Annotated in this window: 21 protein-coding genes and 1 pseudogene; 12 read left to right on the forward strand and 10 right to left on the reverse strand. The window is 52.8% G+C overall.

The window, feature by feature from the left end; genetic code table 11:
- Positions 1-409: 409 nt before the first annotated feature.
- The gene (locus JWJ90_RS19925) at positions 410-1,579 is read left to right on the forward strand and encodes an integron integrase (protein ID WP_338032353.1); all 1,170 of its coding nucleotides are present in this window, start codon (positions 410-412) and stop codon (positions 1,577-1,579) included.
- 512 nt (positions 1,580-2,091) lie between these two features.
- Here JWJ90_RS19925 and hisF read toward each other — a convergent pair.
- Positions 2,092-3,666, reverse strand: coding sequence for an imidazole glycerol phosphate synthase subunit HisF (gene hisF, locus JWJ90_RS19930; protein ID WP_205228982.1), 1,575 nt, complete (start codon positions 3,664-3,666; stop codon positions 2,092-2,094).
- 191 nt (positions 3,667-3,857) lie between these two features.
- Here hisF and JWJ90_RS19935 point away from each other — a divergent pair, with 191 nt between their 5' ends.
- The 3 genes from JWJ90_RS19935 (at position 3,858) to der (ending at position 7,371) form a co-directional block, all read left to right on the forward strand.
- The gene (locus JWJ90_RS19935; protein WP_205228983.1) at positions 3,858-4,793 is read left to right on the forward strand and encodes a sugar phosphate nucleotidyltransferase; all 936 of its coding nucleotides are present in this window, start codon (positions 3,858-3,860) and stop codon (positions 4,791-4,793) included.
- Positions 4,790-5,836: an aminoglycoside phosphotransferase family protein gene (locus JWJ90_RS19940; RefSeq protein ID WP_205228984.1), complete on the forward strand. Its 1,047-nt coding sequence runs from the start codon at positions 4,790-4,792 to the stop codon at positions 5,834-5,836. The genes JWJ90_RS19935 and JWJ90_RS19940 overlap by 4 nt, the downstream gene beginning before the upstream one ends.
- 191 nt (positions 5,837-6,027) lie before the next feature.
- Complete coding sequence (gene der / locus JWJ90_RS19945) at positions 6,028-7,371, forward strand: ribosome biogenesis GTPase Der (protein WP_205228985.1); 1,344 nt, start codon at positions 6,028-6,030, stop codon at positions 7,369-7,371.
- A gap of 14 nt (positions 7,372-7,385) precedes the next feature.
- Here the strand turns inward: der and JWJ90_RS19950 are convergent, their stop codons facing one another.
- The gene (locus JWJ90_RS19950) at positions 7,386-7,724 is read right to left on the reverse strand and encodes an Hpt domain-containing protein (RefSeq protein WP_205228986.1); all 339 of its coding nucleotides are present in this window, start codon (positions 7,722-7,724) and stop codon (positions 7,386-7,388) included.
- An 83-nt stretch (positions 7,725-7,807) separates the two neighbouring features.
- Between JWJ90_RS19950 and tilS the strand changes: the two genes are divergently transcribed.
- Complete coding sequence (gene tilS / locus JWJ90_RS19955; protein WP_205228987.1) at positions 7,808-8,854, forward strand: tRNA lysidine(34) synthetase TilS; 1,047 nt, start codon at positions 7,808-7,810, stop codon at positions 8,852-8,854.
- 248 nt (positions 8,855-9,102) lie between these two features.
- Positions 9,103-9,516: a DUF5320 domain-containing protein gene (locus tag JWJ90_RS19960; protein WP_205228988.1), complete on the forward strand. Its 414-nt coding sequence runs from the start codon at positions 9,103-9,105 to the stop codon at positions 9,514-9,516.
- 353 nt (positions 9,517-9,869) lie between these two features.
- On the opposite strand, the gene JWJ90_RS19965 is transcribed toward JWJ90_RS19960, so the two are convergent.
- From JWJ90_RS19965 to JWJ90_RS19980, 4 genes are read right to left on the reverse strand one after another with little or no spacing between them, the layout of a single operon-like run.
- A complete protein-coding gene (locus tag JWJ90_RS19965; protein WP_205228989.1) occupies positions 9,870-11,207 on the reverse strand; it encodes a sigma-54-dependent transcriptional regulator in 1,338 nt (445 codons plus the stop codon).
- A 41-nt stretch (positions 11,208-11,248) separates the two neighbouring features.
- Positions 11,249-12,796, reverse strand: coding sequence for an ATP-binding protein (locus JWJ90_RS23785; protein ID WP_205228990.1), 1,548 nt, complete (start codon positions 12,794-12,796; stop codon positions 11,249-11,251).
- Positions 12,778-13,152, reverse strand: a complete 375-nt coding sequence (locus JWJ90_RS19975) for a hypothetical protein (RefSeq protein WP_205228991.1) — start codon at positions 13,150-13,152, stop codon at positions 12,778-12,780. Before JWJ90_RS19975 ends, JWJ90_RS23785 begins: the two co-directional genes overlap by 19 nt.
- On the reverse strand, positions 13,130-13,963 hold the full coding sequence (locus tag JWJ90_RS19980) for a DUF4405 domain-containing protein (RefSeq protein ID WP_205228992.1): 834 nt from the start codon (positions 13,961-13,963) through the stop codon (positions 13,130-13,132). The genes JWJ90_RS19975 and JWJ90_RS19980 overlap by 23 nt, the downstream gene beginning before the upstream one ends.
- A 613-nt stretch (positions 13,964-14,576) precedes the next feature.
- Between JWJ90_RS19980 and JWJ90_RS19985 the strand changes: the two genes are divergently transcribed.
- Positions 14,577-15,410 (forward strand): rhodanese-like domain-containing protein, encoded by an 834-nt coding sequence (locus JWJ90_RS19985; protein ID WP_205228993.1) that lies wholly within the window; start codon positions 14,577-14,579, stop codon positions 15,408-15,410.
- A 206-nt stretch (positions 15,411-15,616) separates the two neighbouring features.
- Positions 15,617-16,276, forward strand: coding sequence for an esterase/lipase family protein (locus JWJ90_RS19990; protein ID WP_205228994.1), 660 nt, complete (start codon positions 15,617-15,619; stop codon positions 16,274-16,276).
- A gap of 18 nt (positions 16,277-16,294) precedes the next feature.
- Here JWJ90_RS19990 and selB read toward each other — a convergent pair whose 3' ends face one another.
- From selB to JWJ90_RS20005, 3 genes are all read right to left on the reverse strand, one after another.
- A complete protein-coding gene (gene selB / locus JWJ90_RS19995) occupies positions 16,295-18,223 on the reverse strand; it encodes a selenocysteine-specific translation elongation factor (protein ID WP_205228995.1) in 1,929 nt (642 codons plus the stop codon).
- 41 nt (positions 18,224-18,264) lie between these two features.
- Entirely contained in the window at positions 18,265-18,897 is a 633-nt protein-coding gene (locus JWJ90_RS20000; protein WP_205229002.1) for an MBL fold metallo-hydrolase, read from the reverse strand.
- A 143-nt stretch (positions 18,898-19,040) separates the two neighbouring features.
- Positions 19,041-19,973, reverse strand: a complete 933-nt coding sequence (locus tag JWJ90_RS20005; RefSeq protein WP_205228996.1) for an Mrp/NBP35 family ATP-binding protein — start codon at positions 19,971-19,973, stop codon at positions 19,041-19,043.
- A gap of 549 nt (positions 19,974-20,522) precedes the next feature.
- On the opposite strand from JWJ90_RS20005, the gene JWJ90_RS20010 reads away from it, so the two are divergent.
- The 4 genes from JWJ90_RS20010 to JWJ90_RS20025 all read left to right on the forward strand — a co-directional run bounded on the left by JWJ90_RS20010 (position 20,523) and on the right by JWJ90_RS20025 (position 26,110).
- Complete coding sequence (locus tag JWJ90_RS20010; protein WP_205228997.1) at positions 20,523-20,966, forward strand: Hsp20/alpha crystallin family protein; 444 nt, start codon at positions 20,523-20,525, stop codon at positions 20,964-20,966.
- 1 nt (position 20,967) lies between these two features.
- Positions 20,968-23,352: an endopeptidase La gene (gene lon, locus JWJ90_RS20015; protein ID WP_205228998.1), complete on the forward strand. Its 2,385-nt coding sequence runs from the start codon at positions 20,968-20,970 to the stop codon at positions 23,350-23,352.
- Positions 23,352-25,091 carry a signal recognition particle-docking protein FtsY gene (gene ftsY / locus JWJ90_RS20020; RefSeq protein ID WP_205228999.1) on the forward strand — a complete coding sequence of 580 codons (1,740 nt, stop codon included), beginning with the start codon at positions 23,352-23,354 and terminating at the stop codon, positions 25,089-25,091. Before lon ends, ftsY begins: the two co-directional genes overlap by 1 nt.
- Before the next feature lie 182 nt (positions 25,092-25,273).
- Positions 25,274-26,110 carry a DnaJ domain-containing protein gene (locus JWJ90_RS20025; RefSeq protein ID WP_205229000.1) on the forward strand — a complete coding sequence of 279 codons (837 nt, stop codon included), beginning with the start codon at positions 25,274-25,276 and terminating at the stop codon, positions 26,108-26,110.
- 195 nt (positions 26,111-26,305) lie between these two features.
- On the opposite strand, the pseudogene JWJ90_RS20030 reads toward JWJ90_RS20025, so the two are convergent.
- Positions 26,306-26,454 (reverse strand): annotated as a pseudogene (locus tag JWJ90_RS20030) (IS1595 family transposase); the annotation flags it as partial.

The raw sequence follows: 26,454 nt of genomic DNA on the forward strand, positions 1-26,454 counted from the left end.
CAATCTTGGCATTTTGGGCCCGATGATCGGTAAGTTTGCCAAAATCAGCTTTGATAGCTTGAATTAATGCGTCCACGTGGAGTGTTTTGTTCACGGCTCTTCCGTTCGTCGGTGCAACCAGTTGTAACGCCTTGATCGAGAAAATTTTCAGTGACTGCATAATCGATTCTCCGTGTAATTAGTTGTAATTCCATGAAAAAATCGATTTTTACCTTCAAGGCTTTGTCAAGAAAAAAATACGCTACTCCTGATTAATTTTTCGTTTATTTTTGATGAGTTAATCGCGTCTAAGCTCGTTGCCGAGGCGCTCGGAGAGCAGCCGTTTTGGAACCAAGCGTGTTCTCTAAAAGTTTACGAAACCCAATTCCCTCGTACCCCATAAAAACAGGGCATTACGGGATAACGGGAAGTGCTGAAAGAGGCCCGAAGAGCAATTCAGCTTTATTTGGAATTTTTGATTCCTGATAGAGATGGTCACAATCATTCCAGGCAATCAGAGCAGGACGAGACAAACTCTGTCGTTGGGAAGAAATATAGCAAGCGGACTAACGGCAAAAGTACGCTACCTGTTGAGATTGCAGCCTCTCCACCAGAGAGAACAACTAAAGAGCATGGGAGCTCCTGGGAGGCTAAATTTGCCGGTCTTGAGAATACCATTAGGATGCGGCATTACTCCGACAAAACCCTCAAGTCGTATAGGAAATATATCAGGGCTTTTCAAGCGCATACAAAATCCCTGCATCCTGATCAATTATCAGCAGAACATGTGAAAGATTATCTCACTCACCTTGCCGTCAAGAAAAAGGTTTCGGCCTCAACCCAGAACCTGGCTTTCAATTCCCTTCTCTTTTTTTTCAGACACGTACTCAACCGTGACTTTGGCATCATTGATGGCGTTGTGCGCGCCAAGAAAAGACCATATATTCCGGTGGTGTTATCACGGGCTGAAATCGATCAACTATTCGATTCAATTGATGAATCATATTTGCTCATTGTAAAGCTACTGTATGGTTGCGGATTACGTCTGTTTGAGTGTTTATCGTTACGTGTTAACTGCCTGAACCTTGAAGAAGGTATTCTCACCATCCATGACGGAAAAGGGAAAAAAGATCGCACCGTCCCTTTGCCTGAAAGTCTGCAAGCAGACCTGCGTGGGCAGTTGGAGAGAGTGTCAAATCAGCATAAAAAGGATGTGGCTAAGGGATATGATGGAGTTTTTCTTTTTGATGCCTATGAAAGAAAATCAAAGAATGCCGCCTGCCAATTAATCTGGCAATGGCTGTTTCCCGCGTACAAGCTCACGAAGGTAAAGGAGACTGGAGAGGTGAAACGCTTTCATATCCATGAACGCCATGTGCAGCGGGCAATTCGACGGGCAGTGGAAAAGGCCTGTCTGACTAAAAGGGTCACGACACACACTTTCCGGCACAGTTTTGCGAGTCATCTTCTTCAAGCGAATTACGATATTCGAACTATTCAGGAATTGCTTGGACATAGCGATGTAAGGACAACCATGATCTACACTCACACTGTAAAAAGTAGGACCAAGAAGGAGGCAAAGAGCCCACTTGATTTTTAGGATGTTCACTGCCTGCAGTGTTGTGTAAGTAGATGTATTTGTAAACAGTGTCTACTCTTCTGATCGGCACTTTCCGGATGGTGCCATTTCCCCTCAAAATAAAATATGATGACCATCAATGCTTAGCTGAGCTCGCATCTCACAAGCAGATATAGGCTATACGCTCGCTGTAGGGTGGGCAGAGTGCTGTTTTCTGCCCACCGGTTCATTGGTCGTATGCTTGATCTAACTTGTAAAGGGTAGGGCTTTCGGTGGGCACAAAAAACGTGCCCACCCTACAAAACTCTACGTTTAGAGCTGTTGGGGTTCCTTCGTCACCACCAACCTACCATAGTCCCGGGAAGGAAGGTAGGTTGGTGGTGAGGCACGAACCCCAACATAAAAAGTGGTTCAAATAAATTATGTGACATGCTTCTTAACGTTTGGCTGAGCTTCGGTGGTAATCAGAAAAAAAAACGCCTGACCAATACTGATCAAGCGCCTTTCTTTTTCTGAATTATATCGAGAATAACTTAAACCGGTCGAATCTCCACCTTTCCGGTTAGGAATTCTTTCACCTCACTAATGGGTACTTCCTTCCTGTGGAAGATACCAGCCGCCAGAGCCGCCTCAGCAGGTGTTTTGCTAAATACTTCAAGAAAATGCTCCGCACATCCCGCTCCACTTGAGGCAATCACCGGGATAGTCACCGCAGCTCGTACCGCATTGATCAGCTCGATGTCAAAGCCGGAGTTGGTGCCGTCCTTATCGATGCAGTTCAATAGAATCTCTCCCGCACCCAGCTCTTCGCATACCTTAGCCAGGGTGACCGCATCCACCGGGCGTCCCTCACGACCGCCTTTGATGGTGCATTCGTACCAACAGTAGCCCTCACTGTTGGGGCCGGGGATTTCGGTTTTGATTACCTTGTGGGGAACAGCGTCTGGTGATTCCACATAAACCCGGCGGGGATCAATGGAGATGACCACGGCCTGGTTGCCATAGACCCGGGCGATCTGCTCGATTGAACTTAGGCCTGTTGCCTTGCCGGTTTTCAGCACATCCTCGACGATGAGCACCGCATCCGAGCCGATGGAGATTTTGTCGGCACCGGAGCGGAAGTATTGGGAGGCCACCTCAAGGGCACTGTAAAAGCGGCCGTTGCAATCGGTAAAGTCTCGAATGCCACCACCGATGGTCAGGGGGACAAAGACATTTTTCGATGTTTTTTCCAGGACCTCCAACATGGGCATGTCTTCCAGAGGGAAATCACGAAAGCCGGTGATGTTGAGAAAGGTGACCTCATCGGCCCCCTGTTCATAGTACTCACCGGCCAGCTCAACCGGTTTACCCAGGTTGCGTACGTTGCCTTTTTCGCGCACATCGTATTGATCGCCCTTGGTGACCACCAGGTCGCCGCGGTCGTTGGTCCGCACGTCGAGACAGGCAATGATGCGTTTGGCGATTTCTGTGGTTTGGGGGCAGGCCGAAGGGATCACTGCCTCCTGGGTCTCGGAGAGAAAGTTTTCCAGCAGTTTCAATCCGGCCTTGCCGCTTTTTTCCGGATGGAACTGGGTCGCCACCATGGCCCCGCGCTGAATGGCGCTGACATACTCGTAACCGTAATCGGTGGTAGTGAGCACGTCGTCTCTGGTGTCAGGCGCCACATGATAGGAATGGACAAAGTAGAATTTTTCATTGCCCTCAAGCCCCTGAAACAGAGGGGATGGCTGGTGCACCTTGATCCCGTTCCAGCCGATCTGAGGGACGGCGAGGTCGCAGGTGAAGCGTTGGACCTTGCCCGGCAGGATGCCCAAGCCCGGTTCTTCGGGGGCTTCTTCGCTGGAGGCAAAGAGCGCCTGCAGGGCAACGCAGATACCGAAAAACGGTTTGCCGGAGTGGAGGTACTCAATCAGCGGGTCGCGCAGCCCCTTTTCGCGCAGGGTACGCATGAGGGCACCAAAGTTGCCCACACCAGGAAAAACAAGACGTTCGGCGCGTTCTATATCCGCACCACTATTGACCAGAACCACGGTTTCGCCCAACCGTTCGATGGCGTTAATCACCGATCGAACATTGCCGGCACCGTAATCAAGCAGAGTAATCATGGTTTTTTCTTATTCGAAGGCTTGCAAGGAGAGAAGAGAAACAGTACAAGATCAGACGTGTTCCTCGGCCGTATTTCTGCGGGATTCCCGCACCACTCCTGAAATCAGAATTTTCGGGTGTCTTGAAGGGGACTTTTCATCTACATCAATCCACGCCTGAGTCCAACATTGGCCGGAAAAGCTGATTTGTAGTGAAGTTTCCGGTTCAAGTCAAGATCAATTCCAAAATCGTTGTTATGCAAGCCATTGTTCTCGCCGCCGGGTTTGGAACCCGACTGCGGCCATATACAAATTTACGTCCCAAACCTCTGTTTCCGGTGGCGAATCAAATGTTACTCCACCGCTTACTGGACCAGCTTGCTGCCTGCGAATGTTGGCCTGTGGTGGTGAATGCCCATTATTTACCTGAACAGATAGAAGCCGCGCTTGACGGTTATCCCAATGTGGAATTACAGGTCGAGCCTGAAATTCTGGGGACGGGTGGAGCGTTGCGCAAGGCGCTAGACTCGATGAACAATGAGCCCATTCTGGTGATGAATGGTGACCTCTACCATGAGATCAATCCCGAGTGGGTCTATCACCGGCACCTGCTCTCAAAGAATGATGTAACCATGGCCCTGCACGACTACCCCCGATTTAATACGGTGCAGGTGGGAGGGGACCGGGTCCTGGGGTTTGCCGAGGCCGCCCAGACGAACTGCCTGGCCTTTACCGGGATTCATGTGGTCGATCCTGAGGTGCTGGAGCGCATAGCCGTGGGCACATTTCATCACATCATAGACCTCTACCAGGAGCTGGCACGGGAAGACCGTATCGGCTATTGCCGTACCGATTCGGCCTTCTGGTATGACATCGGTACCCCGGTGGATTACCTGCAGCTCCATGGCCGTTTACTCGAGCCTGTTGGCGACTGGGAGATTGCTTCCACCGCGCAGGTTGCCCCCGATGCCCATCTCAGTGGTTGGGGCTGTATTGGCGAAAATGCTGCGATTGGAGCTGGCGCGGTGTTGCATAACTGTGTGGTCTGGTCAGGTGCACAGGTACCGAAGGGCGCGATGGCGGAGGGGGCGATAATAACCGGAGATACGGCGGTGGATAGTCAGCTTCAGGATGAAGACATCGCATGACTCCCGTCCAACTCATTGAGCGCGCCCTGGCTTCGCTGGGGCAGAATGCTGACTGGAAAGATCAGGCGCTGCAGCTGGAAGCTCTGGTGCCGGATGGTTCCAGCCGTCGCTTTTTTCGCGTGCAGGCAGGGGCGAAATCCATGTTGGCGGTTTTGCCGCCTGAAAACGATGCGCCCGGCATGGAAGAGGCGCGTGCCTTTCACGCCATAGGTCTGCATCTGGGGCAAAGTGGGGCGCCAACGCCCCAAATCTTTGGTTTTGATCAAGCCTCGGGCCTGGCGCTCTGTGAAGATTTGGGAGAGGAGCGGCTCTATGAGCGGGTGCAGGCCCAGGGGATCAAGGCCTCGCTTTATCTGTATGAGCAGTCGGTGCGACAGTTGGCGCGAATGCAGGTGCGGGCAGCTGATGGTTTTGAGACCAGCTGGTGCTGGGACACGCCGGTTTATGATCGGGAGCTGATGCTGAAGCGTGAATCCGGTTATTTTCTGCAGGCCTGCTGCACGGATCTTCTGGGACTTGACTTTGACCGAACAGTACTGGAGCAAACCTGCGAGCAGCTGGCCAATGATGCAGCCAAAGCTCCGGTCAGCTATTTTCTCCACCGGGATTTCCAGAGCCGCAACATCATGATCTGCAACGAGCAGGTGCGCTTTATTGATTTTCAGGGGGGGCGCCTGGGCCCGCTGGCCTATGATCTGGCCTCGCTCTTGATCGACCCCTATATTCAGCTGTCCCGGGAAGAGCAGGTGCATCTCCTCGATGTCTACCTCAGTGCTCTTGCAGAAGTGAGCACATATAATCCCGAGCAGTTTCGCCATGAATATGTGCTTCTGGCTCTGCAGCGCAACCTGCAGATACTTGGAGCCTTTGCCTTTTTAAGCAAAGTCCGGCGCAAACCGTTTTTCGCTCAATTTCTCGGTCCCGCACTGGACTCCCTGCGGGGGCTGCTTGCCAAACCCGAGGCCGCCGAGTATGCTGCGTTAAAAGATATATGTGAGCAGTGTCGGCAAAAAATGAATGAGTTCAAGGTTGCCGAAGGGTAAGCCAGAACAGGTATATCGCTCCATCCTATGGTAATTCGATCATCGCTGTCGCGGTCATGACCCGGTCCTACACATCCCCAATTTTTGTGCAGATGTAGGCGCGAGGCCTGTCCGCGATGTACAGCATTTAACAATTTACACAACTAGAACCAGAACGATGATTTGACCGTATCTGGGAAAAAAATATTTTTATGAGTAACGAAAACGCAACCCTGGTTGCCCTTATCGGTCGCCCCAATGTGGGGAAATCCACCCTGTTCAACCGTATGGTCAAGCGGCGGGATGCCTTGGTCGATCCGACCCCGGGCGTCACCCGTGACCGTCACTATGCCCGTGTCACCTGGGAGGATCACCCCTTTGTCCTGGTCGATACCGGCGGTATCGATAGCGAGGACGACACCATCAACAGTCATATTCGCAATCAGGCCCTGCAGGCTTTGGACGAGGCGGATGTGATTTTTTTTCTTATGGATGGGAGGGAAGGACTCACCCCCAGCGATCATGAGATTGTCAATATCCTGCGTAAAACAGAGAAAAAGGTCTTTTTCATCGTCAACAAGATCGACAGTCCCGAGATAGAAGACAACCTGCTGGCACCTTTCTGGGAGCTTGGGGTTGAGCAGCTCTGGGCGCTTTCCGGGGATCATGGCTACGGCTATAAAACCCTGATGGAGGCCCTGGTTCCCCATCTGGAGAAGTCGGACCTGGAGATGGACCTGCCGGAAAATACCATGCGTATAGCCTTTCTTGGGCGGCCCAATGTGGGCAAATCCTCCATGGTGAACGCAATCATCGGCCAGGATCGTATGGTTGTCTCCAATGTTGCCGGGACCACCCGTGACTCGGTGGATACGTTGGTGAGCAAGGATCAGTACAACTACCTGCTTATTGACACCGCTGGTATCCGCCGTCGGGGCAAGACCAAGGATAAACTGGAAAAATTCTCCGTGCTCAAGGCACTCAAGGCCATTGGCCGTTGTGATATTGCCCTGGTGGTGCTTGATGCCAGCGAGGGGATCACCGAGCAGGATACCAAGGTTATCAGTTACACCCAGGATCAGGGCCGGGCTTTGATTATTTTAATCAACAAGTGGGATCTGATAGCTGATGACAAGAAGCGGCAGGAGCAGCTCATGGAAGAGGTGGGCAGGGCGCTGAAGTTTATCCCCTTTGCCCCCATACTCAAGGTTTCCGCCCTGACCGGTAAGGGGATCAAGCGGCTTTTTCCCGAGATCGGCAAGGTGCACCGCCAGTTTCATCAGCGTTTTCCGACCGCTGCCCTGAATAGGCTGCTGGCCGAGGCGGTGGAACGGCACGAGCCGCCCTACTACCATGGGCGCAGGCTCAAATTTTACTACACCGCGCAGTTGGGAACCGCGCCTCCATTTTTTGCGGTGGTCTCCAATGATCCCAAGGGAATTCATTTTTCCTACCAGCGCTATCTCACCAACTGCTTTCGTGACGGTCTGGGCCTTGACCGGGTTCCGGTCCAGTTGATGTTTCGGCAGCGGAAGGGACGGAAGAAGAAATCCTGAATTCGGAAGGTTGCCTACCACTCCTCGCTAAAGCGGGAAACCGTATACTGGAGGTCGGTAATCATATCCTGATAATTCTCTGGGCAGGTGCCGCATTTACACTGTTTCTCAAGGATGTAGGCGATCTCCGCCAGGTCGCGCAGACCGATGTTGAGCAGGGCGCCTTTGACTGCATGGCTGGCCTTGCTCAGTTGATCTGTATCGCCCTCGGCTGCAAGCTCCGCCAGCCGGTTCATGTGGGTGTGCAGTGTGGCCAGGAATACCGGAATCATGGATTCGATCTTCTCGTCATTGAGGAGATAGGCGGTTTTGAGATGATCCATGACGGTTTGTCGGTAGGCTTGTGCATTCATGCTCGAACGTCCTTTTGCAAGAAGATTCCTTAAAACAGCCTCTACTACGCCAGAATAGAGTATTTCCCCTCCCAAAGCAAGCCATGGCGCCCAACAATTCCCTTCTCCATCCTCTGGAATATAAAATCAGTCAGCTTATTGCCGCTCAAAATTTGCTGCAGCACGGGCAGCGTCTTTTGGTTGGCGTTTCCGCCGGGCCTGACTCCATGGCTCTTTTGTATATCCTGGCAGCGCTGCGGGCGCGGTATACCCTGGACCTGGTCGCTGCCTATATTGATCATGGGTTGCGGCCCATGGAGACAGCCGCCGAATGGGATTGTGTGCAGACTGCCGCTAACCGTCTGGGCTGTAGGGCTGTAAAAGCGGAGGTGCATGTGCGTGAGCGTGCCAAGCGAAAGGGACAATCGCTTGAGCAGGCGGCCCGGGAATTACGGTACCAGGCCTTTGCCAAGCTGGCAGAAGCGGAAAATACCGAGTTGCTCGCAGTTGCCCATACCGCCGATGATCAGGTCGAAGAGGTGTTGCTTCGTCTCTTTCGCGGGGGCGGATTGCGGGCATTGTCAGGAATGCGTTATCGTTCTGGTACCACGCTTCGGCCACTGCTTGATGTGCGCAAGGATGTTTTGCTCGACTACCTTGACGAGAAAGGTGTGGCATATTGCCAGGACTCCAGCAACAGTGATCGACAGTTTGTACGGAACCGGGTTCGACTGGAGCTGTTACCACTTTTGGAAAGGGAGTATGATCCCGGGATTCGCCAGGCCCTGCTGAAAACCGCTGCCAATCTCCAGCAGGACGAGGATCTTCTGGCCTCATTGCTTGAAGACTGTTGGAAAGACGTTGTGAGCCTATCCAGGGATACCAGGCTGGACCTGCCTTTGGCTGAATTGGGTCGCAAATCCTTCAAGCAACTGCATCCGGCGCTGCAAAGACGTTTGTTGGAAAAGCTCCTCTGGAAGATGGAAAATACCGCCCGCTATGAACAGATCCTTTCACTCTGTACCCTGGCTGTAAAGGGGAAAAAGGGACAGGAGTTGCACCTGGCCAAAGGTTTGCGGGTGCAGGTGCAGCGAGAGTTCTTACTTTTTTTCTATCCTCAGGGGCGGGGAGCCCTTCGGGGCCGCCTCTAGCTAAAAAGCAAAAGCAGGGGCCCACAGTCTGTTTTCTCCCCTTCGCTCGACAATTCCGTCGAGCCCTGCAAGTCAATTGTCGAGCTTGCTTTTGGAGGTTCGGGCTTGCCTTTTAATTAACTATTTGAATTTTTTATATAAAATAGGAATGAATATCTTGGCACGGTTGTTGATATATTAAAGGCAAAGACACGGTTGATCCCCAAAAAAAGGATCAGCAACAATCACCCAACCAAGCGAGGTATATTATGAAATCAATGAAAAAAACACTGGTCATTCTTGGCGCCTTAATGCTCGTTGCCACTGCCGCCTGGGCTGTGGATTACTCCAAGATGTCCAACGAGGAACTCAGCAGCTATCGCGGTCAGCTCTACAACGCCACTCAGGATGAATGGAACGCATTTCACACCGAGTGGTGGAAACGCTTAAGCGAGATGGCCCCCCAGGAGCGACAGAAATACATGGGGCCCGGCATGATGAATCGTGGTATGGGGCGTGGTATGGGCCCTGGAAGAGGTTACGGTATGGGGAATGGCATGGGCCCGGGAAAAGGCTATGGAATGGGCAACGGCATGGGCCGGGGGTATGGTCACCGAGGTTGCTATCGTCCCTGCTGGAATAATGCAAACGGTCCCGCTACCCCGCCTCCTGCACAGAAGTAAGTGACTTGTTGCGAGCTAAAAAAACGCCATCAACCGTTGCGGTTGGTGGCGTTTTTTTTTATACGATGACCAGCAAAGGTTCAGCATGAAAAAGACGAGTTTGTTTTTCAGGGATGTCGATACCTCCAGGAAAGAGGTAAAGACCGAGAAAAGCTGCTCACCCTGTCGCGGGCATGGCCCTCTCCTACAACAGTTCCGGCTCTCTTTGGTGTTTCTAACCTTGAGGGGAGGGGAGGCGCATTTGTAGGAGTCGGGCCATGCCCGCGACCCAGTCTCGCAGTTTGTTCTGCCTTTCTCGATCTCAGTCGCTCCCTGCAAATCTTTGTTGCAGTGACACACTCCTCATCACGGATTCAGGTCAAATTTCTGTTAATCCCCAACTTCTCCATCTTGTAGCGCAGTACCCGTTCACTGATCCCCAGGGATTGGGCGGCGCGAGTCTGGACCCCATCGTTCTTTTCCAGGGCATCCATGAGCATCTGTCGCTCAATCTCTGCAAGCTTTTGATTTAAATCACCATTTTCCGACTCGGGCCCGTGGTAGTCTCGAATTTCCGGCGGCAGATCCCGCAGTCCTATCTGCGGAGAGCGGGACAGGGTAACGGTGCGTTGAAGGATATGTTCAAGTTCTCTGATGTTGCCGGGAAAATGGTACTTGGTAAGTTGATGCAGGGCCTGATCGTCAAAACGGGCATCACTTTGATACTTGGCCAGGAGAAACTCGATCAGCGCGGGAATATCCTCCTTGCGCTGCCGCAGTGGCGGGATATCAATGGTAATGACGTTGAGGCGAAAGTACAAATCCTCGCGAAAGTTTCCTTCGGCAGACATGGCCTTTAAATCGCGGTTGGTCGCGGCAACTATGCGTACATCCACGGGAAGCTGCTGCTCGCCTCCAACCCTGGTGATGGTCTTTTCCTGGAGAGCACGAAGGAGTTTTGCCTGCACCGCCAGGGGCAGTTCGCCAACCTCGTCAAGAAAGAGGGTGCCCTGGTTGGCCTGCTCAAAGACGCCCCGCCTGCGGTTGGCGGCTCCGGTGAATGCGCCTTTTTCATGACCAAAGAGCTCTGATTCAAAAAGACCTTCCGGAACAGCGGCACAGTTAAGCGGAATAAAAGGTTTGTCGTTTCGTGGACTGAGTTGGTGAATCAGGCGGGCGATCAGGTCCTTGCCTGTACCGGTCTCACCATGGATGAGCACTGTCCAGGGGCTGGGTGCCGCCCGCAGGGCCAGGGAGAGAACCTGCTGCATGGCCGTGCTGGTGGCAATCATGCGTACGGGTAAGTTGTTTGCGTCAATGGACTCTTCCACCTGGGCTACGTCCTCATTGATAAAAAGTGCATCTTCAATGGAGCGTATCTTGGTGAGCAGCGTTTCCAGATCAATGGGTTTTTCCATAAAATCATCAGCCCCCAGCTGCATCACTCGAACCGCTGTTTCCACGGCACCAAAGGCGGTGATCATGATCACCCGGGTGAGCGGATTGATTTCTTTGATGCGGGTAAGTACCTCATCGCCCATGAGATCGGGCATCTTATGATCAAGCAACACAAGATCCACGGGCTGCTGCAGAAACCGCTCAATGGCCTCCTGGCCACTTGCTGCCTCTATAACACTACATCCTTGTTTTTTTAAAAAACCGCCGAGTAATTCACGCTGCACGGCTTCATCATCAACAATCAGTATGCGCATGCCTCTGCTCCAGGTATTGTTTCCACATTGTCAAGACACCCTCAAGGACAGGGCAGGGTGAGCTGGACCCTGAGTTCCTCTTTTTGTATCTCCGGCCAGAGTTGCAGGCTGCCTCCATGCGCCTCAGCAATTTTATGACACAGTGCTAGGCCCAGACCGGTGCCACGGGTTTTGGTGGTAAAGTACGGCTCACCAAGGCGGGCAGTTTCTTCAGGACGCAGCGCAAAGCCTCCACTGGTAAGGTTGAGGTGCCAGCGATCGCCATCTTGCCCCCATTTCAGCACAATATGACCACCATTGGGCTGGGCCTCGATGGCGTTGCGCAGCAGGTTTTCGATCAGCTCAGCTAAAAGGTCCGCGTCAACAGGCAGATTCTGGTTCGGTCCTGGCTGTAGTTCAAATGCTATGGATTGGTCATCCATCTGCTGTCGGTACAGCGGCAGGACGCGTTCGATAACCTGGAGAGGATCAATCAGGTCGATTCTGGGCTCCAGGGGACGGGTGAAGCGTTGTAACTCGGTAATGATGGACCCGGCTCTCCGCACCGATTCTTTCATGGCGCCGAGGAGTTGCTGTTGTTCGTCGGTCAGTTCAGCAGACTCGAGAACAAATCGCTGCAGCCCCATATTAATGGCGTTGAGCGGGTTACGTACCTCATGGGCGATGGTGGCGGTGGCGCGGCCCAGGGCAGCGGCCTCATGTTCCTTTGCCAGCAGGTGATCAAAGTGGCGGGTGCGTTCCAGGTCGCGCTGTTGTGCTCGATACAGGATCCAGGAAAAAAAGACCCCCAAGCCCAAGAGCAGGCTTGCGAAAAGGAGGAACTGACGTTGGAGCTGATGGATACGGTGATGATGGGTGGTTGCATCCAGACCAAGCACCAACAGGCCACGTGAGGTGGGCAGGTGTACCTCCGCGATCATGCTGTCTTCGTCTTGAAGCAAACGAACTGGCTGGGGCTGAGAACCTGCCTGCTTTTTTTCCATGCGCAGGTACTTGATACCCGGCAGATGAGTCAGGTTGCTCAGCAGAACGGGTAGCCCCGTTTTTTGTTGGAGGGTGAGAATGGTCGAGGCATCCATGCCTACGACAATACAGCGAATGCCGCTTGATTGTGGAGAGGTATAGAGCACTCTGTGTTCGGTCTTGTCGTAGGTAAGCTCTGTCGCTCCTGCCAAACATTGAGGCGGAGCATTCAACCAGTTGGCAGGACCGCTTACGCTTGTGCCGGAGGACGCGACCAGGCTCAGCCCCAGAAGTCCGGTCTCGCGGGCAAGGGCTTCGAGTTCTTCACTCTGCAGTGGATCGACCCCATTGAGGTAGGCGACAAAACGGGCCTTGTCACCAAGAAAGCTGGCCACCAGGGTGTCAATAGTGGTGTTGGCCAACTCACCATTTTCCAGGTTTTTTTCGATAATCGCCGCCATCATTTGGGCACGGCTGCGGGTGTTGCGGTACAGATCCTTCTGCATAGCATACATTTGCCAGCCAAAGGCAGCGATCACCAGCCCGATAAGAAAGCCAAATCCCAGGAGATTCATAACCCAGGAGGGGAGGGAAGCGCGCTTGTTGCTTATTGCTGCGTCTTCCACTCTCGGTCCTCCTGTTGCCACCTATGACGGGGGCCAGGTTGCATTCCGTGTCGCCATCCACGTCCGTACCCTCTTCCTTGCCCCATTCTGCCGCGTCCTTTTTGATGCAAACGTCGGCACATTCCCAGCCGTGCGCGAACACCGGTGGGGTCTTTTTTTTGGTACAGCCGACGGAGAGCTTCGAATTCAGCAGGCCCACTTGGTTCCTTGGCGGGTTGCTGGGCTGTTGGTGTCGTTTCTGTAGCTGTTGTCGTCTGCTGTTGCTCTGTCGGAGCGGCCGAGAGTGCCCCCGGGACCAAAAGCAGGGTAAGCAGCAGAAGGACAAAGAGCCTGTCAGGGAGTAGAGACAGCTTCATAAATAAACGTGTACACGGCTTGGGGATCAAGACCATTTGCCGCTGCAACTTCTTTGAGCGATTGGTCGGGAGTGCCCACAATATTTTTAGCTTTGAGAGCGGTCAGTACCCGCTCTTGGTTAAGGCTATATTGAACACAGAGAGCCTGCAAACTCTTTCGGCCAATACCGGCAACCGGTTGTTCGGGCATGGTCTCTTCTGCACCACTATCTTTGGTTGCCGATCGCATGGTATCAAAGATGACCTTGGGTGTCTGGTCGTTTGCTTTGGCTATGGCTAAAATGGTCTGATCCGGGCCGGTAAATGTGATGCTGGCCTGCCTGAGCGCCTCCTGCATGGCTTCAAGGTCCATGTCTGTACGTTTGGCAAAGAGACGCAAGGAGGAGAGTTCCGCATGCCCGTAGGGAGGTTCGCCGTATTTGATCGAGGCGGCTTCTTTGAATGAGTACCCAAAATTCAAGATGTTTTGAAATGGGGGCAGCTCCAGGAGTGTTCCCGCGACAAAGATCAGGTTGATTATCAGAGCAATGATCATCCCCGGAGCAAAGAGTTGAACCTTTTTGGCCCGATTTTTTAAGTAGCTCAGAATGGGGCGCCAGTTGTAAAAGAGGTGCAGCAGTCCGGCAAAAAGGAAGAGAAAACCGCTGTTCGTATGGATGTCGCCCCATTGGGTTTTAGTTAATCCAAGCCAGCGCCAGTCCGACCAGTAGGCAACACGCCCCTCGGGAACGACAAAGAGGACAAGGCTGGTCAGGATCAGCAGTAAAAAGGAGATGAGTAGAGTGAGTGAGGTAATTTTACGAACAGCCATGGTATAAGCTCCACAAGAGTATAATCTGAATCCGTGACTGCGGGTGGTCAAAGCAGCGAAAATGGCGCACCGATGAATGCTCACTGATTCAGGTCGAAGATGCAAAATGCGACGAACGAAGAAACATCACAAGCTTAAGGGTGTCTTGAATAATTAGATTTTTCAATCAAGGCCAAGGATTGCGCAAAATTTTACCGCAGGCATATATATAATATTCCGAGGATAAAATTTTAAGCATGACGCCGGGATTGGCAGGAAAAGCAATTATTCAAGATGCCCTTAAATCTTTGTAAGCAGTATACATGCCCGATCGCAGGGGAGCCTGGTTTTTATCCTGACTGTTGCAATTCCCCTGAAAGTACTGCAGATTCTGCGGATTCAAAAATTTTTTTTACCTATGCGAGCGTACACGTTGTTTCGCTTCGACCGCTGTCACGAATTTTAGCTGGGGTACATTCGACAATTCTGTCGAATGAAGGGGCTGTCTTGTCGAACGGGTCGTAGATTGAAGATGATCAGGTCCTTGCAAAGAGGGGCAGAGTTCCCTATAAACAAAATAAGTTGAAAAGTATCAATTAATTCCAGAGCCGATCAACAGAAAAAGGAGGTCGGAATGCAGGAAGTATATCAGGATATCAGCGTAGGGCGTCTGCGGGAATATATGTCCAGGCGTCAGGAAAATGACTATGTGCTGGTGGATGTTCGCCAGCCCGATGAGTATTCCCAGGGACATATTCCCGGGGCAGTACTTATTCCTTTGGCTGAAATTCCCCATCGCCTCAGTGAGCTCCCGGTGGATAAAGATGTTGTGGTCTACTGCCGTTCCGGCCATCGTTCTAAGGCGGCAGCCCTCTTTATCTCTTCGAGACCGTATGTTGCGGCAACCGTCTTTAATATGGAGGGGGGGATTCTTGCCTGGAACGGACATCTGTTGCCGGCCATTCCCAACCTGAAGGTCTATGATCTGGAAGGAACCGAGCAGGAGATCCTCTACCGGGCCATGGACCTGGAAAAGGGTGCCGATCGGTTTTACACCGCCTTGCGAAAGCGGTATGAGGCTGTAGACTGGGCTGAAAGCCTGACCGCCCTGGCTGGAGCTGAAGAGGCCCATGCGCATCTGATCTACCAACAGTGGGTAAAGGGAGAGATCGATCCCCCCGGCTTTGAGACGCTTTACGAATCATTGGCCGGTGATATTGTCGAGGGGGGCTATACCTGTGCGGCCCTGCTGGAAAGTCTGGAGGAGCAACCGCTGGAACCCTGTCGGTCCACTCTGGAAATGGCGCTGACCGTTGAATACTCGGCCTATGATCTCTCTCGCAATATTGCCCATCGTTTTCAGGGCAGTGCGCTGGAGGAGATGTTTAACGCTATTGCCGATGCAGAAAAGGAACACATGCGACTGGCTGCAGAGGCTTTGATGCTTTGCCCATCGCAACCTGATTGACGATTACGGGGCATCTTGAATAATTGCTTTTTCTGCCAATCTCTGCGTCATACTGAAAATTTTATCCTCGGAGGTAAGCGAAGACTCCGATATCAACCATATGCCTGCGGTAAAATTATCAGCAATCCTTGACCTTGATTGAAAAATCTAATTATTCAAGACACCCTACGGTATCAGAGCTACTACGGATGAAAGGGAGAGTGCCTGTGGATAGAAAAGAGCGGAAACAGGGCGTCCTCTTGTTGCATGGGCTTGCTCGGACTGCGCGTTCCATGTCGCCTTTGGCAAAGTTTTTAGGGCATCATGGCTATCAGGTGGTGAATCAGGGGTACCCTTCCACGCGGGCCCCTATTGAGCAACTGGCAGCCCCGGCGGTCGGTGAAGGTTTTGCGCAACTCGCAAGCCTTGGAGCAGAGTCCATGCATGTGGTCACCCATTCCATGGGCGGTATTTTGTTGCGCAGTGCTCTGCACAAGAGTCGACCAGCCGAGCTTGGGCGGGTGGTTATGCTCAGTCCACCTAATCAGGGCAGTGAGCTGGTGGACGCGTTGGCCCGTTTTCGCTGGTTTTGTATGATTTTTGGGCCGGCGGGCTGCCAGCTGAATACAAAGAGAGAGGGGCTGCCCCAGCAATTGGGCCCCGTTGATTTTTCATTGGGCATCATCATTGGGGACCGGCCCGCTATGGGGCTCAAATATTTTTTCCCGGGCCCCAATGACGGCAAGGTTTCGGTGGAGCGGGCACAGGTGGCTGGCATGAGGGATTTTCTCGTGCTGCCCTGCGGGCACTCCATGATTATGCGAAAAAAGAACGTGCAGCAGCAGATACTGCACTTTCTTGAAAAGGAAAGGTTCCAGCGAGAGTAAGCGAGAGTAAAACTCTGCTTACTTGCTTTTGCGTAGCACCCGTTTATTTTCGATCCTGATGGTGAGTTTGATCTTGTCGAAGTATTCCAGCAGCGGGATAGAGAATTTGCGGGTTAGTCCGGTGAGATCTTTAAAACGCTGGGCATCGATTTCCCCCTCGTTACGGATCACCTCAATCACATCTTTTTGGAGTTGAGCGACGGCGGGTGCGTGAAAAAAGAGGACTTCACTCACTTTGATCAGCTCTCCCTTCTTGATCAGCAGGTCAAGAACCTGGCGGATCTGTTTTTCGGGAAAATCCGCCAAGCCTGCCAGAACATCTTTGAGGATCGGGGGGGCAAGACCGGCCTCTGTGTACAGCGCGGAGATCTTTTGTTCCATTTCCTGCTCATTGACCTGGAGCTGCACCTCGTGGCCGCTGAGCTTGACCTCCGCACCATCCTGTTCGATCAACCCTTTTTTGCTCAGGTTTGTGAGCAATGACTGCAACACGCGTACATCCACCACTGGTCGCATTTGAGAGCGAAGCTCTTCTTTGGCAATACCGTTTTTCAGTGGGTTGTTGTGATGAAAGGTTTCAAGAATCGTGAGAATTTGCTGGCTGAGCCCTTCGGCGACAGAGGCCGCCACCATGCGTTGACTCTCCGAATCGACCACCAGAATTTCACCAGCCGATATGGGGCGTTGCAGATGCTTTTTCAGCTTTTTGCTGAAGATACCACTGCGGGCGGACATCTGCTCTGCCGTGATCCCTGAAAAACCGCTTTCTTTGGCCAAAAGCAGCAACTGCTGCTCGGTATCGGCGGCTTCCAGTTCTTCAAAATAGCTGCGGTTGATCTCCCGATCTTTTTCCAGGGTTCGTTTACGTTTTTTGGGAGATGCCTTGAGTAAGGTGCCGCCACCAATGGTCGTGATAGGGGAGTAGCTCCGTACCACATAATGATCACCCGGCCAAATGGCCACCGGTTCCTGGAGGCGTAGCTGCACATGGGTGGTCTCTCCTGGAGCAAGGCTCTCGCTTTCCAATAGGATGATGCGACCGACGATTTCGCGGGTCCCTATATGGACGCGCACCTGCGTGCGGTTTTTCAGCTCCTTGCCAGCTGAATCGAGGTAATGGAAGCTGGCATCAAGCAGGGTGGTGGCGATGAGGCTGCCCGGCGTGGCTGCCATGTCGCCTCGGTTGATCTCTTCTTTTTCAATGCCTTGCAGGTTGATTGCGGTCCGGTGACCTGCCTCGATAATGGTAACTTCTTCACCGTGCACTTGAATGCCGCGAATTTTAGCGGTGAGGCCACCGGGGTAAAACATCAGTTCATCACCGGTCTCGATACGTCCGGAGAGAGAGGTGCCGGTGATGATGGTGCCAAATCCCTTCATGGTGAAGACACGATCAACAGCCATGCGAAAGGGGCCGAATTCATCCTGAAAGTGAATGGCCGAAACTTTTGCATCCAGGATCTGTTTGATTGCATCAAAGCCCTCACCAGTCAGCGAGTTCACCGCCACGATCGGCGCCTCGGCAAGAAAACTTTCTTGGAAAAATTCCCGCACCTCCTCGGTGACCATCTCCAGCCATTCTTCCTCAACCGTGTCCTTTTTGGTGAGGATAATCAGGCCATCGCGGACGCCGAGGAGTTTACAAATTTCGAAATGCTCCTCCGTCTGTGGCATGATACCTTCATCCGCCGCAATGACAAAGGCCACCAAATCCATGCCGGCGGCACCGGCCACCATGTTGCGGATAAATTTTTCATGACCCGGAACATCGACAATGCCCAATCGGTGACCGCAGGGGAGATCCAGATAGGCAAAGCCCAGCTCGATGGTAATACCTCGTTTTTTTTCTTCTTTGAGGCGGTCGGTTTCTATACCGGTGAGGGTACGGATCAGGCTTGTTTTTCCGTGGTCAACATGACCTGCGGTGCCAAGAATAATTTCACGCATGGAAGCAATCTGTTGTATCGATTTTCGCCCTTTGGCCACTTTTACATGTCAAGATAGGGGTTGGTTTGGGCTTCACGAGCAATGGTCGATTGCAATCCGCCGTAGCCATGACCGGGCCAGACAATGGTATCGGGCGGCAGGGTGAGCAGTCGTTCTTTGATGGCATCGATCATTTGGCGCATGGAGCCACCGGGGAAATCGGTGCGGCCAACCGCTCCCACAAAGAGGGTGTCGCCGGTGAAACAGTTGGGGGCGCTGTAGAAGCAAACGCCGCCAGGGGTATGGCCGGGGGTATGAATGACCTGCAGCTCCTCGTTGCCGATTTTGATGGTGTCGCCGTCCTTGATGATCACATCAGCGGGTGGTGAGGGGGGCAAGCCAAGTCCGGAAAAATACTCTTTGATCCGTGGATCGCTGAAGTAGGTGACATCATCGCCATGAAGAACGATCTCCGCTCCGGTGGCTTCCTTGAGGCGACCGTTGCCGCAGTCGTGATCCGGGTGGCCGTGAGTGTTGATGATGTACTTAATCTCCAACCCCTCGCTGGCACAATAGTCCAGAATGCGGTCTTCGTCACCGCCCGGGTCGATGACAGCGGCTTGTTTGGTTTGTTCGCAGGAAACGATATAGCAGCAGACTCCCATCATGCCGACGGTGAGTTGTTTGACAAGCATGGTCATGATCCTATCTCTATCGGTAAAGTTTTGCAGGGAAGGTGGACACGAAAGTCGAGCGGTACGCCAGCAGGGGACGTGGGCCCCCTGCAATCAGAGGAAGACTGCAGAGGGCAGGTGGGTTGACTTACTTCAAATTCAGGTTACTTGGACCCGCAACCAGAGCAGCCGCAGCCGCCGGCAAAGGGGTTCGCGGTTACCGGACCGGGAGGCAACCGTTGCTCTACCGCGCAAACCACGGTGTCAAAGGCTTTGACGGCAACACTGTCTTCGTCGGTAGACAGGTAGGGAGTACCGGAGTCGCCGGCAATAACAACGCGTGGATCCATGGGAACCGCACCCAGGAAGGGAAGTTCGAAATCGCGGGCAGTCTGCTCGCCACCGCCCTTGCTGAAGATATCTACGGTCTCGCCGCAATGGGGGCAGATAAAACCGGACATATTCTCCACCACACCGACGATGGGCATCTCAACCGCTTTACAGAAGTTGATGGATTTGCGCACGTCAGCCAGAGCAACGGCCTGGGGAGTGGTCACAACCACTGCCTGAACACCGGGGATGGTCTGGGCAACGGAGAGCGGCTCGTCACCGGTACCGGGAGGGGCGTCAACAATGAGGTAGTCCAGCTCACCCCAGTCCATATCGGCAACAAACTGACGAATAGCTTGGATCTTGAGCGGGCCGCGCCAGATGATCGCGTCGTCGCGGTTTTTCATCATGTACTCAAGGGAAACCACCTTGAGGTTTTCGCTGTATGCCAGCGGTGGGATCAGATCATCAGGATTTTCCGGAGCGATGAGCGAACCTTTGAGGTCCAGCATGCGGCAGACATCCGGTCCGTGCAGATCAACATCCATCAGGCCGACTTTATGTCCCTTCTTAGCCAGGCACAGTGCTAGGTTGACGGCAACGGTGGACTTGCCCACGCCGCCCTTACCACTCATAACCAGGATTTTGTTTTTGATTCGGCCCAGCGAACGGTTAATGGCGATATCCTGCTGTGCCAGTTGGGCATCACCAGAATTACAGCTACCACCTTGATCGGTTCCGCAAGAACCTCCACATGAACTGCTCATAATTGCCTCCAACTCTAAGGATGTAAAAAAGGATAAAAATCCATGTTTGCTTTGTTTTCGGGCGGGGGGGCCGTATAGATCCTAATCCCTCTCACTCTTGGCACCCGGTACTCGAAAAACACGAGCCCGCGTATTTTCGGCCGTAAAATGGCATGAAAACAAGGCGGGGACGCAAGTTCAGTATGATTTGGGGCTATACTCTAATGTCGGCGTATTGAAAAGCAAATAAAAAATCTTCTGGAGCTCTTGGCCCCAGTATCGGGCCTTTACCTGTGTTTTTGTTGATTTATGATTGCCCTCAAAGGTATAGTGCTTACCTGTATCGCTTCAATAGAACATATAAAATCCTGACCAAAATCGGTCGCAACGGATTTTTTTTGTCGTGGAGGATCCAGGTGAAATCAGACAGAAGGGGTTCTCCTAGACACGACTTGTGTCTTGTGTCGCAACACCGTAAAAAAAGAATAAGCCGGGTGTTCGTCCGGAGGGTGTCTCGAATAATTTGATTATTCAAGACACCCTGGAATTGTATACGTTGGGGAGGAACTGATGGACCCGTTTAGCAAGAAACTGTTGAAGGAGCTGGAGCAGATGCAGCAGCACACTGGGCGTATTCTGCGCACCATGTCGCTCCCGCGGATGATGTCAACCGAAGGTGGGGGCTGGCAGCCGGCAGTGGATATCTACGAGGCAGAAGATTCGATTTATGTCCATGCTGAGCTCGCCGGTGTGGTTGCCGAGAGTTTAAAAGTGACTGTCGACGGGCAATGCGTCAACATCAGTGGGCTTCGTCAGCTTCCGGATCACCAGACGATTGCCTGCATACATCAGCTTGAAATAGAGCTTGGTGCCTTTCAACGGACGCTGACTCTGCCAGCGGCAGTGGAGGTTGACGGCGTGGAGTCGTCCTATGTCAACGGAATGCTCATGGTGACCCTGCCCAAACGTGTTCGAAAAGGTAAGGTGACTATCAGGATAACACCTGGAGAATGATATGGAAAACGAACAACAAGCCACCCAGAAAAAACTTGATCCCTCGCAGCTGGAACTGCCGGAAAGTCTTCCCATCATGCCCCTGCACGGGTTTGTCTTTTATCCTGGCATGGGATTTCCTTTGCAGGTCTCCAGCGAGACGTCCAAACAACTGATCGACGACGTACTTTTGGGCGACCGGATGATGGGCATGGTGCCCAGTAACCGTCCTCAGGTCTCAGATGAAGATATCCTTGGTCCCGACGATCTCTATAAGATTGGTGTGGTTGGCTATCTCCATAAGCTCAATAAGGCTGAGGACGGGAGTTATCAGATTCTGGTCAGCGGTACCAAAAAATTTGCCGTCAGTGAATTCTTCGGCTCGGAACCCTACCTCAAAGCCAAGGTGGCTGAGGTGCCGATGGAGATCGTTGATGACAAAAAAATCGAGGCGCTGCTTTTCAACATTCGCGATCAGTTCCAAAAGTTGGTCGGCGGCACCGAGTTGCCCCAGGAGTTGGTGGCAACGGTGAACACCCTGACCAATCCCTTCTATATTGCCTACCTGGTCACCTCGCAGCTTAATCTGAAGCTGGAGATGGAGCAGGAGCTCCTTGAAATCACCCCACTGCAGGACCTGCTGCACCGCGTGGCCCAAGAGTTGACCAAGCGGCTTGAAACGGTGGAGATGAGTAAAGAGCTCCAGGCCTCAATGAAAAAGGACATGGACGAGCGGCAACGTGAGTTCTTCCTCCGCCAGCAGCTGCAGGCGATCCGCAAGGAGCTGGGCGAGGGGGATGAGGACAAGGTTGAGGTCAAGGAACTCAAGGACAAGATCGCTGAAAAACAACTCACGCCCCAGGCAAAATCGGTGGTTGATAAAGAGTTGGCCCGGCTGGAACGGATTCCGCCTTCCTCGCCGGAGTATTCGGTCTCCCGGAACTATATCGACTGGATCCTAGACCTGCCCTGGATGGATTCCACTACAGATACCCTTGATCTGAACCAGGCCGAGGATGACCTGGATCATGATCACTATGGGCTGAAAAAGATCAAAAAACGGATTCTCGAGTTTTTGGCGGTGCGTAAACTCAAAGAGGATATCCATGGTCCGATTCTCTGTTTTGTCGGCCCCCCTGGCGTGGGCAAGACCTCGCTGGGCCAATCCATCGCCCGGACCATGAACCGTGAGTTTGTTCGTATCGCCCTTGGCGGTGTGCGGGATGAGGCGGAGATCCGTGGTCATCGCCGGACCTATATCGGTGCTCTGCCCGGACGTATAATAGAGAGCCTTAAACGGGCCGGTTCCAATAACCCGGTTTTTTTACTCGATGAGATTGATAAGCTTGGCAGTGATTTTCGTGGCGATCCTTCCTCTGCGTTGCTGGAGGTGCTTGATCCGGAGCAGAATTCCACCTTTACCGACCATTACCTGGATATAGAGTTTGACCTCTCCAAGGTGATGTTCATTGCCACGGCCAACGTGCTGGATACCATTCCGGGACCGCTGCGTGACCGTATGGAGGTGGTGGAGCTTTCCGGGTACACCATGCAGGAAAAGGTGGCCATCGCCAGCCGTCACCTTCTGCCCAAGCAGGTGGAGGCCCATGCCCTGCAAGAAGACGACCTGGAGATGCCCAGTGAGACTATCGAGGCCCTGATCACCTCGTATACCCGAGAAGCCGGTGTGCGCAATCTGGAGCGGGAGCTTGCCGCCATCTGTCGTGGGACGGCCGCCGAGATTGCGCGAGGCCGCAGCGAGAAGATGGTGGTGACTCCGGAGGGGCTGTATGACTTCCTGGGGCCGCAACGATTCTTTTCCGAGATGAAGGCGCGCAGTTGGGGGCCAGGGCTCGCAACCGGACTGGCCTGGACACCTGTTGGTGGACAGATCCTCTTTATTGAAACTTCCAAGATGAAGGGGCGCGGCGGTTTGACCCTGACGGGCAAACTGGGTGATGTCATGAAAGAGTCGGCAACAGCGGCCCTGACCTATATCAAGTCCCATGCGGCGGATCTTGAGGTGGATGAGGATATTTTTTCATCTATTGACCTGCATGTCCATGTCCCTGAGGGAGCGATTCCCAAAGACGGTCCCTCGGCTGGTGTGGCCATGGTTTCCTCGTTGGTTTCGGTGATTCTCGGACGTCCGGTGCGTCAGGATATCGCCATGACCGGAGAGATCACCCTGCGCGGCGATGTACTCCCTGTGGGAGGTATTGGAGAGAAGGTGCTGGCAGCCCTGCGCGCTGGTATACGCGAACTGATTCTGCCACCGCTGAATGAAAAAGATGTCCTGGAGATCCCTGAGGATATTCGTGAAGGGGTTCTCTTTCACTACCCGCATACGATTAAGGAAGTATTGGAGATAGCTATGGAAAAAGCTGAAGCTGAGGCTCAGGGCTGATGCTGGGTTGGTTTAAGAAAACATTCGGAAAAAAACAGGACCAAGAGGAATCCGAATCACTTGATGCCGCCTTGCAGGAAGAGGGGGCGGGGGATGATGCTGTTCAGGCGCTGGCAGGAGATGAGGCCTCCGCCGAAGCTGAAGCGAAGGAAACGCCTGTTGCCGGAGAAGAGCCGTTAGAGCAGCATGAGCCGGGCGATCCTGCTGAGAAAGAGCCCGAAGCTGAAGCCGGAGAGGTCGAGGACGAACCGCTTCTCTCTATTTCTCCCCAAAAGGGTTTTTCCTTTGCAGAAGAGCCTGAACTCGACGATGTCCTTCCAGAGCCAGAGCCAGAGCCAGAGCCAGAGCCAGAGCCAGAGCCAGAGCCAGAGCCAGAGCCAGAGCCAGAGCCAGAGCCAGAGCCAGAGCCAGAGCCAGAGCCAGAAATGGAAATCTCTCCCCAGGCTGTCGAAGAGGGAGAAGACGCGGCAGAGGAGTCTGCCCAAGAAGCTGAGGACAAGGGGACCGAGCAGGAAGAGACTGACACAGAGCCGGAGCTTCCAGCTTCTGCAGAGGAGCCGTTTGTTTCCGTAGAGGTTGCAGAGGCGGAATTCGCATCCGCTGAGGAACCGCTTGCGGAAGATTCGATCTCGGACGTCCCAGGTGAAGAGAGCCCTGCCGCAGAACAAATCGATGCGGTTGATAGTGCGGCAGCAGAGGTGCAAACGGTTACACCGCTGGTTCTTCGTACTGAGGATGAGGAGGGCCAAGAACGGGAGATCGTTCCAGCCAGCCCCCTTGCTGAAAAGACCCAGGAAAAACCGGCGGCCAAATCCTTATTTTCCCGCCTGCGCGATCGGTTGGGTAAGACCCGAGATGCCTTTGTTTACAGGCTGGACAGTCTGTTTCTCGGGAAAAAGGAGATTGATCAGGATCTTTTCGATCAGCTGGAAGAAATTTTGATCACGGCCGATCTTGGTGTCAGTACCTCGCTTGATCTGATAGATCGGGCACGGAAAAAGGTCAAGCGGGACCAACTCAGTGATCCCCAGGCACTCAAGACCATTATTCGCGATGAGATTCTTGCCTATATCGAGGCCTCTGAGCAACCCGCAGAGCTGGTTATGCCGGAAAAGGGGCCTTTTGTCATTATGGTGGTTGGGGTCAACGGCGTTGGCAAAACCACAACCATCGGCAAGGTGGCTGCAAAGTTTACCCGTTCCGGACAATCGGTGCTGCTGGTTGCCGGTGATACCTTCCGTGCGGCTGCTATTAATCAGCTTCGCATCTGGGGCGAGCGGGTTGGGACGGAGGTTATTGCCCAGAATCCTGGTGCCGACCCCTCATCCGTTGTTTTTGATGGCATGGAATACGGTGCTGCGCATAACTACGACGTGGTTATGGTCGATACCGCAGGGCGGTTGCACACCAGTGTCAATCTGATGGAAGAGCTCAAGAAGATCAAGCGAGTCATCGGTAAGAAAATAGACGGTGCTCCCCATGAAATACTCTTGGTTCTGGATGCCACCACTGGACAGAACGGTATTTCCCAGGCAAAAATGTTCCATGAGGCGGTAGGGATCAGTGGTTTGGCCCTGACCAAGCTTGACGGAACCGCCAAGGGTGGTATTGTGGCCAACGTTTGCCGAGAGCTCGGCATCCCGGTTCGCTTTATCGGTATCGGCGAACAGATCGATGACCTGCGTGACTTTGAGGCGCGGGAATTCGTTGATGCGCTTTTTGCCGCACAGGACCGTTAACTTCCTCTATTCATAATGCTGAATTCGTGAGCGTTCATCGGTTGAATTTGAACGAGGTGCATTTTTTCGAATTACTCTTCACCGATTCGATTAAACAGATTGTTCAATAACCGTCCGCTGTTACCGAAGTAGGTATAATCGCAGCCGGATTCAACCGGCTGCGTCTCTCTTTTTACTCTATAATGGAATATCGACAACACAACCAGCCCGGCTGCGGAGGTTGCCTGCTGATTCTGGCACTTTTTGCTCTGCTCACCGGGGGGGCGCAAGGGCTGCTGAACCTCTTCGGCTTTCTCATCTATTCCGGATTTGCCGGCATTCTTATCCTGATTGCCGCCTTCTGGGGCTTCTCCTATTACGTCAGACGAAAGGTCTCCACCTATGAGGCCTCGCAGACAGAGAGTCATAATCGCTTTGTCTATCTTCTGGTCAATATTCTGGTCAAGATTGCCCAGGCGGACGGGCATTTTACCCGGGCCGAGCTCAACGCAATCCTCAACTTTTTCCAGTACAACCTGCGCTACAATCAGGATCAGATGTACTGGGTCAAGCAACTTGTCAAGGAGGCGCGGGATAACACCACCGAATTGCGTCAGCTCTTGGATGAGTTCCGCACGAGCTTTGCCTACGAGCCGCGTCTCATTCTTCTTGAGCTGATTTATCAGATTATCTACACCAAGCAGCCACCGCCGGAAAATGAGCTGCGCATGGCCCGGGAGATTGCCCAGCTGCTGCAGATTTCTGCTTACGATCAACGCACCATAGAGTCGAAGTACCGTTATGGGCAGCACCAGCAAACGCAAAATACGGCCAACCAGGAAGAACAGTATTATGCCGTGCTTGGGCTGGAGCCTGGTGCTGATTTTGCCGAGATTAAAAAGGCCTACCGAAAGCTATCCATGCAGTATCATCCGGATAAGGTCGGCCATTTAGGTGAAGAGTTTAAAAAGGTCGCGGAAGAGAAGATGAAGGAAATCAACGTGGCTTATGGCTATTTTGAAAAGAAAATGAATTCGTGATCGTCTTCCTTAGAGAGGATAGGGGGGCAGCAACCACCTGCTGCCAAAGAGTTCGGAGCATATTTTTTGTTGGTGAGTCTGCCGAGCTTCTGCAAACATACAGAGCTCATGGACTGTAGGAAGCGGGCCATGCCTGCGACAAAAAAGTACGCCAACTGAATTTCAGTGGTAATCACAGAATAAATTTATATGGTTCTAAACTATTTTCAGTTGTTTTCCCGGAGCATGGGCAAGGCATGCGTTCAGTAAACGCATTGGAAGCTCATGTTCCCAAAAACGACGATTAAATCGATAACAGAATTCGCTAACGTACTCTTGAAGATATTGACCGCTGACTCCATGAA

The organism is Desulfobulbus rhabdoformis (assembly GCF_016919065.1).
GTDB lineage: Bacteria > Desulfobacterota > Desulfobulbia > Desulfobulbales > Desulfobulbaceae > Desulfobulbus > Desulfobulbus rhabdoformis.

Coding starts and splice junctions, on each gene's coding strand:
- hisF (WP_205228982.1), bottom strand. CDS start 3,666: ATGATTACTCTGCTTGATTACGGTGCCGGCAATGTTCGATCGGTGATT.
- JWJ90_RS19940 (WP_205228984.1), top strand. CDS start 4,790: ATGACTCCCGTCCAACTCATTGAGCGCGCCCTGGCTTCGCTGGGGCAG.
- der (WP_205228985.1), top strand. CDS start 6,028: ATGAGTAACGAAAACGCAACCCTGGTTGCCCTTATCGGTCGCCCCAAT.
- JWJ90_RS19950 (WP_205228986.1), bottom strand. CDS start 7,724: ATGAATGCACAAGCCTACCGACAAACCGTCATGGATCATCTCAAAACC.
- tilS (WP_205228987.1), top strand. CDS start 7,808: ATGGCGCCCAACAATTCCCTTCTCCATCCTCTGGAATATAAAATCAGT.
- JWJ90_RS19960 (WP_205228988.1), top strand. CDS start 9,103: ATGAAATCAATGAAAAAAACACTGGTCATTCTTGGCGCCTTAATGCTC.
- JWJ90_RS19965 (WP_205228989.1), bottom strand. CDS start 11,207: ATGCGCATACTGATTGTTGATGATGAAGCCGTGCAGCGTGAATTACTC.
- JWJ90_RS19975 (WP_205228991.1), bottom strand. CDS start 13,152: ATGAAGCTGTCTCTACTCCCTGACAGGCTCTTTGTCCTTCTGCTGCTT.
- JWJ90_RS19980 (WP_205228992.1), bottom strand. CDS start 13,963: ATGGCTGTTCGTAAAATTACCTCACTCACTCTACTCATCTCCTTTTTA.
- JWJ90_RS19985 (WP_205228993.1), top strand. CDS start 14,577: ATGCAGGAAGTATATCAGGATATCAGCGTAGGGCGTCTGCGGGAATAT.
- selB (WP_205228995.1), bottom strand. CDS start 18,223: ATGCGTGAAATTATTCTTGGCACCGCAGGTCATGTTGACCACGGAAAA.
- JWJ90_RS20000 (WP_205229002.1), bottom strand. CDS start 18,897: ATGCTTGTCAAACAACTCACCGTCGGCATGATGGGAGTCTGCTGCTAT.
- JWJ90_RS20005 (WP_205228996.1), bottom strand. CDS start 19,973: ATGAGCAGTTCATGTGGAGGTTCTTGCGGAACCGATCAAGGTGGTAGC.
- JWJ90_RS20010 (WP_205228997.1), top strand. CDS start 20,523: ATGGACCCGTTTAGCAAGAAACTGTTGAAGGAGCTGGAGCAGATGCAG.
- lon (WP_205228998.1), top strand. CDS start 20,968: ATGGAAAACGAACAACAAGCCACCCAGAAAAAACTTGATCCCTCGCAG.
- ftsY (WP_205228999.1), top strand. CDS start 23,352: ATGCTGGGTTGGTTTAAGAAAACATTCGGAAAAAAACAGGACCAAGAG.
- JWJ90_RS20025 (WP_205229000.1), top strand. CDS start 25,274: ATGGAATATCGACAACACAACCAGCCCGGCTGCGGAGGTTGCCTGCTG.